Source organism: bacterium (assembly GCA_026414725.1).
In the GTDB taxonomy this organism is placed as follows: domain Bacteria; phylum Ratteibacteria; class UBA8468; order B48-G9; family JAFGKM01; genus JAAYXZ01.
This window is the reverse complement of sequence record JAOAIL010000009.1, coordinates 1-16,850: the sequence shown is the minus strand read 5'-3', so window position 1 is coordinate 16,850 and position 16,850 is coordinate 1. Positions and strand designations below refer to the sequence as shown.

Below are 16,850 nucleotides of genomic sequence, written 5' to 3'. Positions count from 1 at the left end.
TTACTCCTTTTTTAGAAGTTTACCCGGCTTCCTGCAATAAAGTTAACAACTGCAGAACTTAATGGCCAGAGCCATTGCAGCCCACCCGCGAATACAAAAATCATCACTATTATGATACCATACCGTTCCATCTGTTCATATCTGTACCTTATCCGCCCGGGTAAAAAAACACTTAAAATCCTTGAACCATCAAGAGGAGGTATAGGGATGAGATTGAAAAAAGCAAGTACAAAGTTGATTAAAGCACCTATAATAATAAACTGGACTAAAGGACTATGTAAAAACAATCGGGAAATAATTGCAAGAAATGTTCCTATAACTATATTACTACCAGGACCTGCTATACCTACAGATAACATACCTTTGTCATAGTTTCTGAAATTAAATGGGTTAATGGGAACTGGCTTTGCCATTCCTATAGCAAACCTTCCACCACTTAATAAGAGAAGAAGGACGGGCAGTAGTATTGTACTGAATGGGTCAATATGAGGCAGGGGATTGAGGGTGAGTCGCCCCATCAACTTTGCTGTGTCATCTCCATTAAGATAAGCAACATATCCGTGACAGAACTCATGCATAACAACAGAAAAAAATACAATAAAAAGTATAAATATAACTGAAATAAGTTCCATTTATTCTTCTTTCAACCTCCGTATCTTTATTAAAATCCCTGTGGAAAAGATATAGACGAGCACAGCAACTATTATACAGGAAAGAAGAAGCAGGGGCAAGGAGAGAACTGGAGATAGTACTCTCTTACTGATATAAAGGAAACATCCTGTAAGTATACAGGCAAGGATTATTTTGAAAAAAAACAGGCGCTCTTTTTTCAAGTCAATACACATATGTCTTCTATTAAAGAGGATAACTAAAAGTATAAAGTTTGTAATGCCAACAATAGATGTAGCAAGTGCAATCCCGTTGTGTCCCATAAACTGCATCAGGATAATATCCATAATGAAATTTACCAGTATGCTTAATATCCCGACCTTTACAGGTGTGGCTGTATCTTTACAGGCATAGAATGCCCTACTCCATACAGAAGCACCACCATATCCTAATAATCCCAGAGAATAGAAAGCAAGAGGGGAAGCAACGAGTTCAACTGATTTTGCGGTAAACATCCCTCTTTCAAAAAGAATTTTTACTATTTCTGTCTTAAGAATTATCATTCCAAAGGTAAAAGGTAGCAGTAAAAAGACAAGCATACGTGTGGCAAAAATAAGGTTTTTGATAAATTCTTTATGATTATTTGATGAGATATTTTCTGAAAACCATGGTAGTACTGCTGTTGATATTGAGATAGCAAAGACACCCAGAGGCAACTGAAATATACGGGTACTATACCATAAACCAGAAACAGCCCCTTCATATAAAGTATATGCGAGAGAGTTATCCACGAGAAGATTAATAGGTGTTACAGCAACTCCTATTACCATAGGAGCAAGAAGCAATCCCATTCTTTTAACAGCAGGATGTGTAAAATTAAAATTCAGATGGGGTATATATCCCCTTTTAATTACAGGCATTAGCGTAAAAACAAATTGACCCATTCCACCCAATATAACGCCTGCACACAAAACAAATATCTGATGTTCCGGAATAGCAGGCATTAATGGCAGGATAAGGAAAAGTACTGCTATCCAGAATATATCCAGAACAACAGGAGATAATGAAGGAAGGAAAAAGTCCTTGTGAACATTCAAAATACCTGTGTTGATTGCAGCAAGCGATATAAATATAAGATATGGAAATGTAAATCTCACCAATATCCATACACTATGCCACCTTGATGTCTCGCTTACTATTCCTGCTGATATAAAACTTACACCCAGAATAAGTAAAAATAAAAAGGTTGTAATGATTAAAGAGATGGTAAAACAGATATTGAATATATCCTTCCCTTCTGCCCTTTTATTTTCATCAATGGCATATTCAGTAAAAACAGGTATAAAAGCAGTATTGAGTGCTCCTTCTGCAATAAGTCCTCTGAAAAAATTTGGTATCATAAAAGCAAGAAGAAAAGCATCATATATTGAGATAGTACCAAAGAAATTTGCGGTTGCAATCTCTCTGGCAAGTCCAAAAACCCTGGCAATTATTGTTCCTAAAGAGACAATTGAAACGGCTCTGATAATTTTTTTTGAACTCATTTTTTGGGTCTTAAAAGCGGAAAGAATATCACCTCTCTTATGGAGGAAGCATTTGTAAGAAGCATAACGAGACGGTCTATACCAATACCAAGTCCTCCTGCAGGAGGCATTCCGTATTCAAGTGCTTCAATATAATCTTCATCAACCATCTTCTCTTTATTACCTGTCTGTTTGTTGACTGCTTCTAAAAACCTTCTGTGCTGCTCAAAAGGGTCATTAAGTTCTGAATAAGCATTTGCTATCTCAAGTCCTCCAATGAAAAGTTCAAACCTTTCTACCATATCTTTCCTGTCCGGTAATGACTTTGCGAGGGGTGAAATCTCTACAGGATATTGATGGATAAATGTAGGGTTTATAAGTTCTGGCTGTATCTTTTTCTTGAATATCTTATCCAGTACTTCAAATATATTCCCTTTATCATCATCCGTCAGTTCAATACCCTCCTCCTCTGCCTTTTTAAGTACTGCTTCTCTGTCTTTCCAATCAGAAATACCTTCATTTGAAAACACTTCAGACCATTTTATCCTTTTCCATGGTAAAGACATATCTATCCTTTTGCCCTGATAATCTAATGTAAGAGTACCATTTACCCTCTCTGTAAGTGATGTGATTAGTCCCTCTGTTATTTCCATCATTTCTTTACAATCACCATAAGCAGAATATAGTTCAAGCATTGTAAATTCAGGATTATGCAATGGAGAAATACCCTCATTTCTGAAAGAACGGTTGATTTCATATATCTTCTCAAAATTACCCACCAATAACCTTTTCAGATATAGTTCAGGAGCAATCCTTAAGTAAAGGTTCATATCAAGTGTATTATGGTAGGTGATAAATGGCCTTGCTTCAGCTCCACCTGGTATAGGATGCATCATAGGGGTATCCACCTCAATAAATCCAATATTATTTAGAAACTCCCTTATGTATTGTATTATCTTTACTCTCTTATTAAAAACCTCTCTTACATCCTGGTTCATAATAAGGTCAAGGTATCTCTTTCTAAACCTTATCTCCACATCTTTGAGTCCATGCCACTTCTCTGGTAATGGATTTAACGCTTTTGATAGGAGAGTAAGATCTTTAACAAGTATAGTAATCTCTCCTGTTTTTGTTTTAAATACATCTCCTTCAACCCCTATAATATCACCTATATCTAAATGGTTAAATACAAAAAGTGTTTCTTCGTCTAAGATGTTCTTTTTAAAATAGAGCTGTATTTTCCCTGTACTATCTTTTATATCAAGGAAAGAAGACCCCCCATGATGTCTCATTGCCATAATCCTGCCCGCTGTTTTTACACCAGTTTCACCCTCTTTAATAAGTGATATCTCCTTTTTAGTAAATGCCCTTCCATAAACATCAATGCCTCTCTTTTTAAGTTCTTCTATCTTTTCAATCCGCTGTTTTTTTATCTCTTCACTCATAATCATTCCCCTTAAGTTTTCTAATCTTTACCATTATAACCTTTTTTCTATCCGACTCCTGAACTGTAAATTGATAGTTATTATACACAAAACTCTCTCCTTTTACAGGGAACCTGCCAAATCTGTCAAGGACAAAACCCGCGAGTGTCTCAAATTTACCTTCAGGTATACCCACGCCTATTTCCTCATTTACTTTCTCAACCTCTGTGCCACCAGAGATAAGAAAATCACCATCCGGTAATACATAAAGTTCTTTCGGTTCTTTCTTATATTCATCGGAAATTTCACCGACTATCTCCTCAACGAGGTCTTCCATTGTAACAAGTCCTCCTGTACCACCATATTCATCCACCACTATTGCCATCTGTATCTTCTTTTCCTGAAGTTCTTTCATTAAATCCTTGACCTTTTTGCTTTCAGGGACAAAGTATGGTTCTCTCATAAGGTCTTTCGCCTTTAATCCTTCTACATCTTCTACTCTATGCCCTATAATATCTTTGATATAGATAATCCCTGTTATCCTGTCAATACTTTCTCTATAAACAGGCAATCTTGAATAACCTTCCCGTGCCATTACCCTTACAACATCTTCAATAGATGTCTCCTCTTTTACAGAAATGATATTAACCCTCGGTGTCATAATCTCTCTTACCATCTTATCTCCCAATTCAAATATGCTGTCTATCATATCCCTCTCTTCTTCTTCAATAATCCCTTCCTCTTCTCCAGCAATAATCATTGCTTTTATATCTTCTTCTGTTAAAACAGGCATAATATTTTCTATCCTTCCACCGAACAGACGAACAAAAAGATGGGAGATACCAATAAGAAACTTTGCCACCGGGTTAAGAAGAATACAGAAAAACATAACAGGGAATGTAAAATAATATGCAATCTTCTCTGCATATTTTTTTGCTAAACTCTTCGGGATAATCTCCCCAAAAACAAGTATCATAAATGTCATTATCCCCGCTACAAGAGTAGCACTTATCCTGTGCAGATAATTATATGTCAATGTTGCTGCTATAATAGAAGCAGATATATTCACTATATTGTTGCCTATCAGTGTGGTTACAAGGATTCTATTAGGATTTTCAAACCAGAATTCCAACCTTCTCGCCTTTTTCTCATCCCTTTCAGAAATCTTCTGGAAGTGGTGTCTACCAAAAGAGATAAATGCTGCCTCTGCTGCTGAGAAAAAAGCAGAGAGTATTAGGAGTATGATAATAGTGATTATATACCAGAACAAGTCAGATTCACTCATTTTATAAGATATTCACCCCATTGTTTTAAAGGTCTGCTGGAGTCCGTGTAAAATTCATCTCTGTAATGCAAAAACGCCTTTATAAAATATTCAATTACTTTTTTCTTATCCACCTGTCTACCAGTAATATCCTTTACAGATACCTGATGTGTTTCATCTTCAACAGGGTTGTTCAGATTTACTCCTATTCCTGCAATATACCAGCCCTGTTTTTTTACAATAAGAATACCTGCTATCTTTCTACCTCCTGTTATTATATCATTGGGAAGTTTAATTTTGCAATCTATACCAAAATATCTTAATGTTTTCACTATACTTAAAGATAGCATTTCAGAAAGGAAAAGGGGATATAAATGCTCTTCTTTCAAAATCCATGAAAGATAAAGCCCCCCTCTCGGAGAAAACCACCTTCTTCCATATCTTCCCCTGCCCTTTTCCTGCTGTTCTGCAACAACTATCCCTGTCTTACCTTCACTTAAAAAAGTATCCGCTAAATCCATAGTTGAGATAACATTACCAAAAAAATATACAGGGATACCCTCTATTATTATCCTTTCACATTCTTCTTGTTTTTCCATACATTCCATAAAGCACCATACCGAGACCTTCAAGACCAAGATATTTCCTCATTATATCAAACTCTATACCTTTATTGAATTCCTTACTCCCTCCACCTGTAAGAACCACCTTTACAGAAGGGTATCTTTTCTTATAAACAGAAACTATACTGTTTATTGCTCCCGGTATCCCATATCTTATCCCGCTACATATTGCCTCTGATGTATCCTTCCCCGGTATTTTTGCCCTTACCTCCTTTATATCCTTTATCAGTGCTGTCGAAGTCAATGCACCCTTCCAGAGAAAAGGTCCCGGTATTATAACCCCGCCAAAGAAACCTTTTCTTGAGGCATAATCCATTGTAATAGCAGTACCTATATCAATAACAACCACATCAGAATTAAAAAACTCTATCGCTGCTTTACAGTTTAATACCCTGTCCACACCTACCCTATCAGGATTTTTAATTTTTAAAGGTATTCCACATAAAGAAGGGGTGATAAAAAAAACTTTTTTTTTGTATATGCTGAACTTCTCTTTCAAAAGCGTGTTTATCTGTGGAACGACTGATGCAATCCCTATTAATACAGGTTTTCTATTGTTCCAGAAAGCAGGTATTTTAAAACATTCAATATCTTTTGTGGGGAAGGTTATCACCTTAACCAATCTTTCTTTATAGAAAAGCCCTATCTTTACATTACTGTTTCCAACCTCAATGCCGATGGTTTCCATCACTGTAATTAATCCTTTTCTTTCTATACCTTCCCTCATTTATATTCTGCTATCCTCATATCTGTAAGAATACACTCCTGCCCTTGATTTATATCTATACCTTTTGTAGAGATAACTACATTTTCTGATAAACTACCCTGTGGTGTTGTTGTATATATCCTTTTTCCATTGAGATAAAAAACCACCTGATTATTTTTCCTTGAAACAGCAAGTGTATGGATATTGTCCCTGTTTAATGTACCACCGGAAATACCTCCTATCTTCAAGGAATTTCCAGTTATCTCACACTCTGGCATATCTCCATATTTCAATGAGAAAGATGTTGCAGTATCAGGCGCAAAAAATGTCAGTTCAAGTGAATAATCAGAACTTACTTTTACTTTCTTTTGTATGGTACCTGAATTTAAAAATCTTATCCATTTTTTACCTTCATACTCTGCAATTTCTACAGATGTCTTGTTTAATGTCCATCCCTCAGGCACTTCTCCAGTACCATATTTTGTAAAATCCTCTGACCACACAACACTTCCACCTGGATTGAATTTATCCAGTCCACCCACTATACCTAATGTCTTTTTCTCTCCTTGTGATGGAACCTGTTTACCTTCAGCAGTATATCTGTAATATTCTGCAGGGACACTATCCACTATCTCTTTTATCGCATTCTCAAGCATTATCATAACTGCTTTCTCCATAGGAGTGTTCTTATAATTCTCAAAACCTACGCCGAGAGCCACAGGACCTATTAAACCACCACCTATAATCCCTAAACTTGACTTTGAAGAATACCCTTCAACAGTCCCTGTTTTTATCACCCTTCGTGTTTTAACATCCACAAGACGAATACTCGCTGCTATATATGCCTCTTTCTTCTCTACTTTCAACCCACCACCTATCTTTAAGGGAAGAGGAATAACAACTCCACCACCACCTGTTCCTCTATAGTCCGGCTCAAACGCAGTAATAGCACCTGTAAGAATAATATCCGCTGACTCAAAAGTTCCTTTGGTAGGTGCTTCAGATGACCATCCACTCTCACCCAATTCATATTCGCTTTGGAGGTCTGCAAGTGCCGCCTTTTCAAGTACGATAAACCTGTTTGTCTTGAAAAGTGCATCTATAAGCATATCCTGAATACCCTCACCAATCCTCCCATACGCTTTGGCTGCCTTTACTTCAAAACTACCTACAGCAATCCTTGCCTTTGGTCCCTGATAAGAAACAATATCAGCAGCTGATGCCCCACCTGTTGTGACCTTTGTCTTTACTTCTTCTGCTCTGAGGAAGAATGAACAAATAATAAAACTGAATGCAATTATCAGGACTTTTCGGTTCATCTTTACCTCCTGTTATGTATTTTTATAATACAATTTTTATCCTATAACAGCAAGTATCAAGGTATAAAAATGAAAGGCAGATTTTAGTTTTTTTACTCTTCAAGACGTATAATAACAGTCGGGCTTTTGATAAATGGAAGTTTGTCTATCTTTTTTATTGCCTTTCTTACGAACGACTCTTTTGCTCTGTGGGTTAACATAAGAATAGGAACTGCCTTTTCAGGACTTTCCTCTTTTTGAATAACTGATGCGATACTTATATTATTTTCTCCTAATACCCTTGCGATACCCGCTAAGACCCCGGGTCTGTCAAGAGCAGTAAATCTAAAGTAATACCTTGTCTGGACATCCTCTACAGAAAGCAATTGCATTGTTTTATCTTCTGAAGCAATGGTCTTATAAGGAAGATTATTGTGTATAAGTTTCTTCCCGATATCAACAATATCAGAGATAACTGCACTGGAAGCAGCAATTCCACCAGCCCCTTCACCATAAAGCAGTGACCTCCCAAACATATCTCCTTCAAGATAAACACCATTATAAACACCATCTACAAAAGAGAGCAGGTGTTTTGAAGGTAGTAGTGCGGGATGAACCCGTATATCAAGTTTGTTCTCTTCCTTTTTTGCAACAGCAAGAAGTTTAATCCTGTATCCAAATTCTGCAGTAAAATTTATATCTATTGGTTCAATTGTCTCAATCCCCTCCACATAAATATCCTTCCAGTGGATATATTTTCGGAAGGCAAGTGTTGAAAGTATAGAGATTTTATGTGCGGTATCAATTCCCTTTATATCAAGGGAAGGGTCTGCTTCAGCATAACCACGTTGTTTAGCCATTGATAGGGCAGTAGTAAAATTTAAAGAATTATGGAACATCTCTGTAAGTATATAGTTTGTAGTACCATTAAGTATTCCGAAGATTTTCAGGATGTTATTTCCAACAAAACTCTCTCTTATTGTCTTTATAACAGGTATGGCTCCTGCAACACTTGCTTCAAATCCAATATGAACCCTCTTTTCTTCTGCAAGGTTAAATAGTTCTCTACCTCTTTCTGAAATAACTGCTTTGTTTGCTGTAACAACTGACTTACCTTTATTCAGTACCCTTTTGATTATATCAAAGGCAATATCTGTTCCGCCTATAAGTTCCACAACTATATCTATATCAGGTGCATTTACAATATCCTCTGGATTTGAAGTGAATAGTGAAGGGAGTAAACTTCTCTTTTTAATGTCTTTATCACAAACCCTTGAAATTATAAAATCAACTCCTGTTTTTTGCTTAAGGGAGTTTCTTGTTTTAAGAAGGGTTTCTACAACCGCACTTCCAACAGTTCCACATCCAATAATTCCAATATTAACGGCCTTTTTATCCATCACTTATAGGGTAGAAGGGACTGTTGCTTCCCTTACCTTTTCTGAGTAGAAGAACAATTCTCTCTGGCGGTTTCTAACTTCATCTTCTTCTGGCGCAATAGCAATGTGGTGCTTTTTACGGATAGCAATCGCTTTATCAAAATAATCCCTGCTTATAAGATAGTAATAAAGAGGATTTTCTGCCTTCATCCCTTTAACAGCATTTTCTTTTGCCATTATAAGATTCACAGAGTACTCATTAACATAGGTCTTCTTCAAAACACTACCTTTCAAATCTTCCAGTTCTTTCATAACCGGTATTTTTGAAACTTCTTCTCTTACATAAAAGTATTTATAAATATCCACATTCAATTTTTCCAGTTCTTTAAGTTTCTTTTTATATTCTGCAACTTCTATAAGATGCAGTATCCTGTATATCTCGTCTGTATTGAAGTTATATTGTTTTGCCAGTTCCAGTGCCCTGCGAGCAATTTCCCTCGCTTTTTCAAAATCCCCTGCCTCATAATACTTTTTCATCTCATCAATAAGGTTCTCAAATTCCTTTCTTTTTTCTTCAAGTAATTTTCTCTGTCTTTCTTTTTCAAGTTCTTCCTGCCTCTTCTTTTCAGCAAGTTCCATCTGTTTCTTCTTCTCCTGAAGATATTTAAGATAAAAGTTAACCCCTGCACCTGCAATCGCGAGGCAGATAATAGTAATAACTATCTTTTTTAACTTAAAACCTTTTTTATTGCTTTTATTTCTTTCCATAGTTCTTTTATTTTACCATCTATTACCTTTTTTACAAAAAAACTTCCTATAATCACCCCGTCTATCTTTTCCTTTAATTTTTTTACCTGCTGGACACTTGATATTCCAAAACCTGCTGCTACAGGAATATCTGACACTCTTCTTATTACTGACAATCCTTCCCACATTTCTTTTGAAAAATCTTCCCTCGGTCCTGTAACACCTGCTGATGTAATAAAATATATAAATCCATCTGATGCCTTTACAATTTTTTCTGCCCGCCTTTCTGGTGTAAAAGGAGTAAGGAAGTTAATAAGATATATGTCTCTCTTCTTCAGTATTTCCCTTATCTCCTTACCCTCTTCAAATGGAAGGTCAGGAATAATAAGACCGGATACACCTGTCTCTGCACATCTTCCTACAAATTTTTCTATCCCGTATCTGTAAACAGGATTGTAATATGTCATAAGGAGATATGGTATATCTACTGAATTTTTCAGTTCTCTGCATATCTCAAATACATTATCTGTATTTGTTCCTTTTTCAAGTGAAAGATGTGAGGCATACTGTATAATAGGTCCATCTGCAATCGGGTCTGAAAAAGGAATCCCAATCTCTATAATATCCACACCTGACTGCTCTGCCTTTTTAATTATATCAACCGTACCAGCAGTAGAAGGCAAACCGGCAGTAAAATATGCAATCAATGCCTTCTCTTCTTTTTTCTTTAACCTCTTAAATTTTTCATCTATCCTGTTCATTTTTACTCACATACAACCTTCTATTGCAGCAACTCCAGCCACATCCTTATCACCTCTGCCTGAGAGACATATTACTACAGTATCATTTTTCTTAAACCTCTTTTTATTCTTTATCAGCCAGCCAATTGCATGTGCTGACTCAAGTGCAGGGATAATTCCTTCCGTCTCACTTAAAACATGAAAACCATTAAGTGCTTCCTTATCTGTAGCATAAACATAGATAGCCCTTCCTGTCTCTTTATAAAATGCATGTTCTGGTCCAACCCCAGGATAATCAAGCCCTGCTGAAACAGAATGTGTTTCGTTTATCTGTCCGTATCTATCCTGTAATATATAAGAAAAACTACCATGAAGTACTCCTTTGCTTCCTCTATTAAGTGTTGCTGAATGTTTTAATGTATCTATTCCATCCCCTCCTGCTTCCACCCCTATAAATTTAACACTTTTATTTTTATAGAATGGATAGAAAAGTCCAATACTATTACTTCCTCCACCTACACAGGCAACGAGATAGTCAGGCAGACACTTTTCTTTTTTAAGTATCTGTTTTCTAGTTTCTGTACCTATTACTGACTGAAAATCCCTCACTATTTGAGGATATGGGTGTGGACCAACAACAGAACCAATAACATAATGGGTATTAGAAAAATTTGCTATCCAGTCCCGCATTGCCTCATTGATTGCATCTTTAAGTGTTTTACTGCCTGACTTTACCGGTATAACCTCTGCACCTAAAAGTTTCATTCTGTAAACATTCAGTTTCTGTCTCTCACAGTCAATCTCACCCATATATACACAGCAGTCCATACCAAAAAGGGCAGAGGCAGTTGCGGTTGCTACACCATGTTGCCCTGCCCCTGTCTCTGCTATTATTCGGGTTTTCCCCATCTTTTTAGCAAGAAGCACCTGTCCCAGTGTATTGTTAATTTTATGTGCCCCTGTAAATGCAAGGTCCTCCCTTTTTAGATATATTTTACAGCCAATAACTCTACTAAAATTTTCAGCGAGATAAAGAGGTGTAGGACGGCCCGCATATTCAGAAAGGAGAGATGCAAGTTCTTTTCTAAAACCTTTATCTTTTGAGATGTTTCTGTATTCTCTCTCTAATTCTTCAAGTGCAGGTATAAGTGTTTCAGGAGCAAACCTTCCACCAAAAATTCCATACTTCCCGTACATATCAGGCAGTTTCATATTTCATCTCTCTTATATTTTTAAGCAATTGCTCTACTTTGTTTTTATCCTTTATACCTGGCGCACTCTCTACACCTGAAGCCACATCTATTCCATACGGATGAAAGACATTAAGAATTTCCTTTACATTATCCGGTGTGATACCACCTGCAAGAAAAACCTTCCCCCAGGGTATATAAGACCCATCAAGTAAAGAAATATCTATCCTTTTACCTGTACCTCCACGGATAAAACTATCATATGCATCAAGGAGAAAAAAGTCAGGTGTATATATCTTCATGCTTTCTTTCAGCACTCTCTTATCTTTTACTCGCAGTGCTTTTATAACTATCTTTTCTGGGAATTTCTTTTTAAACTTTTCTATAAGTAACGGGCTCTCATCCCCATGTAGTTGCACACCAGAAAGATTTAAAAATTCTGTTATTTGAAAAAGGTTTTCTTCTTCAGGGTTTACAAATACACCAATAACCTTAATATCCTTATAAATATCCACAAGAAATTCTTTTGCTTTCTCCTGTGATATAAACCTTGGACTTTTATTATAAAAATTCAGTCCTATAATCTTAATACCGAGAGAAAAAGCATCGTATATATCCTGTCTTCTGGTAAAACCACATATTTTTATATGCATAACCTTCAAAATTAAGATAATACCTTCCCTCTCTCCTTTTTTCCTCTATCCTTTTACAGAAAAAGGATATCAATGAGAATATACTTAATTATTCTATATCAGGCAGTTCTGAAAGTGCCTGTTTTATCTTTTCCTCAGGATATTCATAGTCCTCAAGTTTTCCCTCAAAATATGACTGATAGGCAGAGAGGTCAAAGTACCCATGCCCTGAGTGATTGTAAACAATTACCTTACCTTCTGGTGCATCCTTTGCTTCTTCTACCACCGCTCTTATAGCATGGGATGTCTCAGGGGCTGGTAAGAACCCTTCAGTTCTGGCAAAAAGAACTGCTGACTCAAAACACTCTTTCTGGTGATATGCTGCCGCTTCTATAAGTTTATGTTTCAAAAGATGACATACAATAGGTGCTGCTCCATGATATCTCAATCCACCTGCATGGATACCTGGTGGTATAAAACTGTGTCCCAGTGTAAACATCTTAATAAGTGGTGTTGTACAGGCAGTATCTCCAAAATCATATTTATAAAGCCCCTTTGTAAGAGTAGGACATGCCTTTGGTTCAACTGCAATTATTTTTATTTTTTCTCCTTTTAACTTATCAGGGATAAAGGGCAATATTAAACCACCAAAATTACTACCACCACCTACACAGCCAATAAGAACATCAGGTTTCTCCCCTATCATCTCCAACTGTTTTTTTGTCTCAAGTCCTACAATGGTCTGGTGAAGAAGTACATGGTTAAGGACACTTCCTAATGAATACTTTGTATCTTCTCTTGAAGCAGCATCTTCAACTGCTTCTGATATAGCAATACCTAAACTGCCAGGAGAATCCGGATTTTCTGCAAGAACCTTTCTTCCATAGTTTGTCTTATCGGATGGAGAAGGATACATAGTTGCACCCCACACCTGACATAGCAATCTTCTATATGGCTTCTGGTTATATGATACCTTTACCATATATATCGTACATTCCAATCCAAACATCCTGCAGGCAAAGGCAAGTGCACTACCCCACTGACCTGCTCCTGTTTCTGTAGCAATCCTCTTTACCCCTTCTGCTTTGTTATAATATACCTGAGCAACCGCAGTATTGGGCTTATGTGAACCCGGGGGAGAAACTGACTCATCTTTAAAGTATATTCTTGCCTTTGTCTTCAATGCCTTTTCAAAGTTTTTTGCCCTTCTTAAAGGAGTTGGACGATACAGTCGGTAAACATCCATTACAGGGTCAGGGATTTCTATCCATCTTTCAGGAGAAAACTCCTGCTGTATAAGAGCCATAGGGAATATGGGTGCAAGGTCTTCTGGCTTAATTGGTTGCTTTGTTCCCGGATGTATCACAGGCGGTAAGGATACAGGCAGGTCAGGTAAAATATTATACCACTTCTGTGGCATCTCCTTTGCTGATAAAACAATTATGTTGTCTTCCATCTATCCTCCCTCGTTTAACTCAGAAACTCCTTTAGTTTCTCTTTAATATCAATACTTTTCAACAAACTCTCGCCTACCAAAATACCCTTCACTCCTGCATCTTTCAATCTTTCTACATCTTCTTTACTTTTGATACCACTTTCACTTATAGCAACTATTTTATCTTTTGGAATTAACTTAATCAAATTAAATGTTACAGAAATATCTGTTTTTAATGTATCAAGGTCTCTATTGTTTATCCCTAAAATCTTGTTTTCCCAATTCTGTACCAGATTCAACGCTCTTTTAACTTCATCCTCATTATGTACCTCTATAAGCACTTCCATCTTCATATCTTCACCTATTTTTAAAAGATTTAAAAAAATTTCATCTGATAAAATTCTTAATATGAGTAAAAAAACATCTGCACCGTACATCCTTCCCAGATATACCTGATAAGGGTCAATAATAAAATCCTTCATCAGTATTGGGATATCAACAACTTCCCTCACTTTTTTTATGTCTTCTATCTTGCCCTTAAAGAATGGCTCACAGGTAAGTACCGATATACCAGAAGCACCATATCTGCTGTAGAATAAAGATATCTCTTTTACATCTATATCTTCTTTTATAATACCTGCGGATGGAGATGCTCTTTTTATTTCAGCAATAACACCAAATCCATCCTGTAATCTTTTCTTCAAACTTATTGTCTCTCTTATCCTGCCTTTTTTCTCTAATCCTTCTTCTTTTTGTCTTTCTATAATTCTCTTCTTTTCCTCAATTATTTTTTTCAATATCACTCTTTAACTCCGTAATAAACCTGTCTGCAACATCGTTCATCTCAGGGAAAAACTTTTTCACTGTTTCCCAGACCTTTATTGCCTCTTCTGTTCTTCCTAATTTTTGATATGTATGTGCCTTGATATGTAAAAAGTGGAACGAAGGATATGGCACTTCTATACTTTCCAGATAATAAAGGGCATTTTCATAATCCTGCCTGTTATAGTAATACATAGCCAGTTCCATATAAAGCCGGGCATCTTCAGGATTTGCCTTTATACCTTTTTTCATAAACTCAACAGCATAATTAATCACCCTCTCCTTCTCTTTTCCCGAAAGTTTTGGGACAATACCATTTATGAGAAACCAGCCCCCCAGTGTCCATGCTTCAACATCTGATGGTGAAATAGTGGTTATCAACTTCAACACAGGAAAGATTCTCTCATACATTCCTCTGTGCCATAGTTCATCCACATATAGATACAAAAGGTCTATAACCCCTTCTCTGACAGATGGGTATGCACAGAGGTCTACTGCTGCTTGATGTGAAAGGGAAATGTCTATATCACTGGCAAAAGAGGTAGAGATAAAAACAATAAATAATAGAATAAGAACAATAGTAATAACCTTCTTCATCTATTCACCGCCTCTAAAACCTCATTAATCTTCTTCCAGCATATCCCCTTTTCTATAGCACTTACTGAAAGTTCAATTCCCTCTTTAACGGTTTTTGTAGTCCCTGCAGCATTAAGTAAAAATGCTGTATTCAAGAGAACAACATCCCTCATTGCTCCTTTTTCTTTTCCTTTTATGATACTTAAAAGAATTTCACCATTCGTTTTTACATCCCCACCTTTAAGGTCAGAAAGGTTACATTTTTTAAATCCAAAGTCCTGAGGATATATCTCAAACTCTCTTATTCCTTTGGTTGATACTTCTGACATATATGTTTTTCCTGTAAGTGATATCTCATCAAGACCATCTTCTGAGTGAAATATATAGCCCCTTATTCCCAGCCGTTGAAAAACAGGAGGTATAATCTTTAAGAGTTTATAGTCATTTACGCCCATTATCTGTACATCAGAACCAGCAGGATTACAGAGAGGTCCTATGATATTGAAGATTGTTTTAAATCCGAGTTCTTTTCTTATAGGTGAAACATTTTTCATTGCCTTATGGTACAAAGGGGCAAAGAGAAAGGCAAACCCATATTTATTCAAAATCGCTTCACTCTTTGATGGCTCTACCTCAATCTTATATCCAATTGCTTCAAGAACATCTGCACTCCCACAACTGCTGGTCATTGAACGATTACCATGCTTGGCAACTGTCAGTCCTGTAGAGAAACCAACTATTGCAGCACAGGTTGATATATTAAATGTTCCTGAATAATCACCACCTGTTCCACAGGTATCACATACAGAAATTTTTTTGTTAATAATTATCTTCGTTGCCTTGTCACGGAGAAGTTTAGCAGCACCTGTAATCTCTGACGGGTCTTCGCCTTTCATCCTTAAGAGGGAAAGAAAAGCAGCAGTCTTCACAGGAGATATCTCTTCCTCCATAATCATCTTAAAAATACCATAACTTGTCTCTTCGTCCAGCGCCTTTCTTTCAAACAATATATCAAATATATCTTTTATATCAACTTTTTCCATATTAGGTATATTATCATAAAAAATATCTATATTGAAAGTATTCCCTGCTCTTTTATACTTTTTTCACATTCTTCAAGAATAGCAATAACTCTTCTTGACTGCTCTGGTTTTACTATCAGTTCTTCTCCCATAAGAATATGGTCTGCTATGTTTCTATAATACTGCCACCAGTTTCCGGTTGTCTGCTGCGGTACTTTTATAATTCCTTCCTGTTTTATACCTGATACATAACTTACAAGTTTTATCTCTTCCCAGTTTGTCTGCTCTATTGCTCCTTTTGTGCCTAAAATTCTCCATCTTGATTTGGGCAACGCACTTATCTGAGATAGAACAAAGTCAGCTGATACTCCATTTTCAAACTTCATATATATCTCTCCATAATCCTCATTGGTCACAGAATTCCATACAAGTTTTTTCAGTTCTCCTGTTATACTTAAAACCCTTGAATCTACAAGGTTTAGTACCCAGTCAAGGAAATGAGCACCCCAGTCATAAAGTAATCCACCACTTATCTTTTTATCTGAACGCCAGGAAAATCCAGGATGGCTGTAAGAAGAAGCACCGCACTCTATATGGAATATATCTCCTATAAGTCCTTTGTTTATGATTTCCCTGATGAGTAGATAGTCAGGGTCCCATCTCCTGTTATGAAATACACTGAGCATCAATCCAGAAGAACGCGCCTTCTCAATCATCTCATCCGCTTCCTTTACAGTAATACAGAATGGCTTTTCTACAACCACATGTTTTCCTGCCTCAAGGCACTCCATTACAGCAGGCGCATGAAGATTATGAGGAAGTATTACCACAACGAGGTCAAGTTTATCCATCTTTAACAT

General features: G+C 36.6%; 17 protein-coding genes. All 17 read right to left on the bottom strand.

Annotation, left to right across the window (positions count from 1 at the left end):
* Nucleotides 1–11: 11 nt before the first annotated feature.
* On the bottom strand, nt 12–632 hold the full coding sequence (locus N3D17_04540; GenBank protein MCX8082645.1) for a site-2 protease family protein: 621 nt from the start codon (nt 630–632) through the stop codon (nt 12–14).
* A complete protein-coding gene (gene murJ, locus N3D17_04535; protein MCX8082644.1) occupies nt 633–2,153 on the bottom strand; it encodes a murein biosynthesis integral membrane protein MurJ in 1,521 nt (506 codons plus the stop codon). It abuts the gene before it with no gap.
* The gene (gene lysS, locus N3D17_04530; GenBank protein MCX8082643.1) at nt 2,150–3,577 is read right to left on the bottom strand and encodes a lysine--tRNA ligase; all 1,428 of its coding nucleotides are present in this window, start codon (nt 3,575–3,577) and stop codon (nt 2,150–2,152) included. Before lysS ends, murJ begins: the two co-directional genes overlap by 4 nt.
* Nucleotides 3,570–4,841 carry a hemolysin family protein gene (locus N3D17_04525; GenBank protein MCX8082642.1) on the bottom strand — a complete coding sequence of 424 codons (1,272 nt, stop codon included), beginning with the start codon at nt 4,839–4,841 and terminating at the stop codon, nt 3,570–3,572. Before N3D17_04525 ends, lysS begins: the two co-directional genes overlap by 8 nt.
* Nucleotides 4,838–5,419 carry a biotin--[acetyl-CoA-carboxylase] ligase gene (locus N3D17_04520; GenBank protein MCX8082641.1) on the bottom strand — a complete coding sequence of 194 codons (582 nt, stop codon included), beginning with the start codon at nt 5,417–5,419 and terminating at the stop codon, nt 4,838–4,840. The genes N3D17_04525 and N3D17_04520 overlap by 4 nt, the downstream gene beginning before the upstream one ends.
* Nucleotides 5,397–6,170: a type III pantothenate kinase gene (locus N3D17_04515; GenBank protein MCX8082640.1), complete on the bottom strand. Its 774-nt coding sequence runs from the start codon at nt 6,168–6,170 to the stop codon at nt 5,397–5,399. The genes N3D17_04520 and N3D17_04515 overlap by 23 nt, the downstream gene beginning before the upstream one ends.
* Nucleotides 6,167–7,468, bottom strand: a complete 1,302-nt coding sequence (locus N3D17_04510; protein ID MCX8082639.1) for a CsgG/HfaB family protein — start codon at nt 7,466–7,468, stop codon at nt 6,167–6,169. Before N3D17_04510 ends, N3D17_04515 begins: the two co-directional genes overlap by 4 nt.
* A 92-nt stretch (nt 7,469–7,560) precedes the next feature.
* The gene (locus tag N3D17_04505; GenBank protein MCX8082638.1) at nt 7,561–8,847 is read right to left on the bottom strand and encodes a homoserine dehydrogenase; all 1,287 of its coding nucleotides are present in this window, start codon (nt 8,845–8,847) and stop codon (nt 7,561–7,563) included.
* A gap of 3 nt (nt 8,848–8,850) precedes the next feature.
* Nucleotides 8,851–9,594: a hypothetical protein gene (locus N3D17_04500; protein MCX8082637.1), complete on the bottom strand. Its 744-nt coding sequence runs from the start codon at nt 9,592–9,594 to the stop codon at nt 8,851–8,853.
* Complete coding sequence (gene trpA / locus N3D17_04495; GenBank protein MCX8082636.1) at nt 9,555–10,334, bottom strand: tryptophan synthase subunit alpha; 780 nt, start codon at nt 10,332–10,334, stop codon at nt 9,555–9,557. The genes N3D17_04500 and trpA overlap by 40 nt, the downstream gene beginning before the upstream one ends.
* A 6-nt stretch (nt 10,335–10,340) precedes the next feature.
* Nucleotides 10,341–11,525, bottom strand: a complete 1,185-nt coding sequence (trpB, locus tag N3D17_04490) for a tryptophan synthase subunit beta (protein MCX8082635.1) — start codon at nt 11,523–11,525, stop codon at nt 10,341–10,343.
* On the bottom strand, nt 11,512–12,156 hold the full coding sequence (locus N3D17_04485) for a phosphoribosylanthranilate isomerase (protein MCX8082634.1): 645 nt from the start codon (nt 12,154–12,156) through the stop codon (nt 11,512–11,514). The genes trpB and N3D17_04485 overlap by 14 nt, the downstream gene beginning before the upstream one ends.
* An 88-nt stretch (nt 12,157–12,244) precedes the next feature.
* The gene (locus tag N3D17_04480) at nt 12,245–13,591 is read right to left on the bottom strand and encodes a TrpB-like pyridoxal phosphate-dependent enzyme (GenBank protein MCX8082633.1); all 1,347 of its coding nucleotides are present in this window, start codon (nt 13,589–13,591) and stop codon (nt 12,245–12,247) included.
* 14 nt (nt 13,592–13,605) lie between these two features.
* Nucleotides 13,606–14,373, bottom strand: coding sequence for an indole-3-glycerol phosphate synthase TrpC (trpC, locus tag N3D17_04475; GenBank protein ID MCX8082632.1), 768 nt, complete (start codon nt 14,371–14,373; stop codon nt 13,606–13,608).
* Nucleotides 14,351–14,989 (bottom strand): hypothetical protein, encoded by a 639-nt coding sequence (locus N3D17_04470; protein ID MCX8082631.1) that lies wholly within the window; start codon nt 14,987–14,989, stop codon nt 14,351–14,353. Before N3D17_04470 ends, trpC begins: the two co-directional genes overlap by 23 nt.
* Nucleotides 14,986–16,011, bottom strand: coding sequence for an anthranilate phosphoribosyltransferase (gene trpD, locus N3D17_04465; protein MCX8082630.1), 1,026 nt, complete (start codon nt 16,009–16,011; stop codon nt 14,986–14,988). Before trpD ends, N3D17_04470 begins: the two co-directional genes overlap by 4 nt.
* 26 nt (nt 16,012–16,037) lie before the next feature.
* Nucleotides 16,038–16,850: Gfo/Idh/MocA family oxidoreductase (locus tag N3D17_04460; GenBank protein MCX8082629.1), on the bottom strand; the 813-nt coding region annotated here is incomplete at its 5' end.

What these genes read in the sequence shown, in the direction of transcription:
- N3D17_04520 (MCX8082641.1), bottom strand. Translation starts at nt 5,419, where the DNA reads ATGGAAAAACAAGAAGAATGTGAAAGGATAATAATAGAGGGTATCCCT.
- N3D17_04540 (MCX8082645.1), bottom strand. Translation starts at nt 632, where the DNA reads ATGGAACTTATTTCAGTTATATTTATACTTTTTATTGTATTTTTTTCT.
- N3D17_04470 (MCX8082631.1), bottom strand. Translation starts at nt 14,989, where the DNA reads ATGAAGAAGGTTATTACTATTGTTCTTATTCTATTATTTATTGTTTTT.
- N3D17_04485 (MCX8082634.1), bottom strand. Translation starts at nt 12,156, where the DNA reads ATGCATATAAAAATATGTGGTTTTACCAGAAGACAGGATATATACGAT.
- trpA (MCX8082636.1), bottom strand. Translation starts at nt 10,334, where the DNA reads ATGAACAGGATAGATGAAAAATTTAAGAGGTTAAAGAAAAAAGAAGAG.
- murJ (MCX8082644.1), bottom strand. Translation starts at nt 2,153, where the DNA reads ATGAGTTCAAAAAAAATTATCAGAGCCGTTTCAATTGTCTCTTTAGGA.
- trpB (MCX8082635.1), bottom strand. Translation starts at nt 11,525, where the DNA reads ATGAAACTGCCTGATATGTACGGGAAGTATGGAATTTTTGGTGGAAGG.
- lysS (MCX8082643.1), bottom strand. Translation starts at nt 3,577, where the DNA reads ATGAGTGAAGAGATAAAAAAACAGCGGATTGAAAAGATAGAAGAACTT.
- N3D17_04500 (MCX8082637.1), bottom strand. Translation starts at nt 9,594, where the DNA reads ATGGAAAGAAATAAAAGCAATAAAAAAGGTTTTAAGTTAAAAAAGATA.
- trpD (MCX8082630.1), bottom strand. Translation starts at nt 16,011, where the DNA reads ATGGAAAAAGTTGATATAAAAGATATATTTGATATATTGTTTGAAAGA.
- N3D17_04525 (MCX8082642.1), bottom strand. Translation starts at nt 4,841, where the DNA reads ATGAGTGAATCTGACTTGTTCTGGTATATAATCACTATTATCATACTC.
- N3D17_04480 (MCX8082633.1), bottom strand. Translation starts at nt 13,591, where the DNA reads ATGGAAGACAACATAATTGTTTTATCAGCAAAGGAGATGCCACAGAAG.
- N3D17_04510 (MCX8082639.1), bottom strand. Translation starts at nt 7,468, where the DNA reads ATGAACCGAAAAGTCCTGATAATTGCATTCAGTTTTATTATTTGTTCA.
- N3D17_04505 (MCX8082638.1), bottom strand. Translation starts at nt 8,847, where the DNA reads ATGGATAAAAAGGCCGTTAATATTGGAATTATTGGATGTGGAACTGTT.
- N3D17_04515 (MCX8082640.1), bottom strand. Translation starts at nt 6,170, where the DNA reads ATGAGGGAAGGTATAGAAAGAAAAGGATTAATTACAGTGATGGAAACC.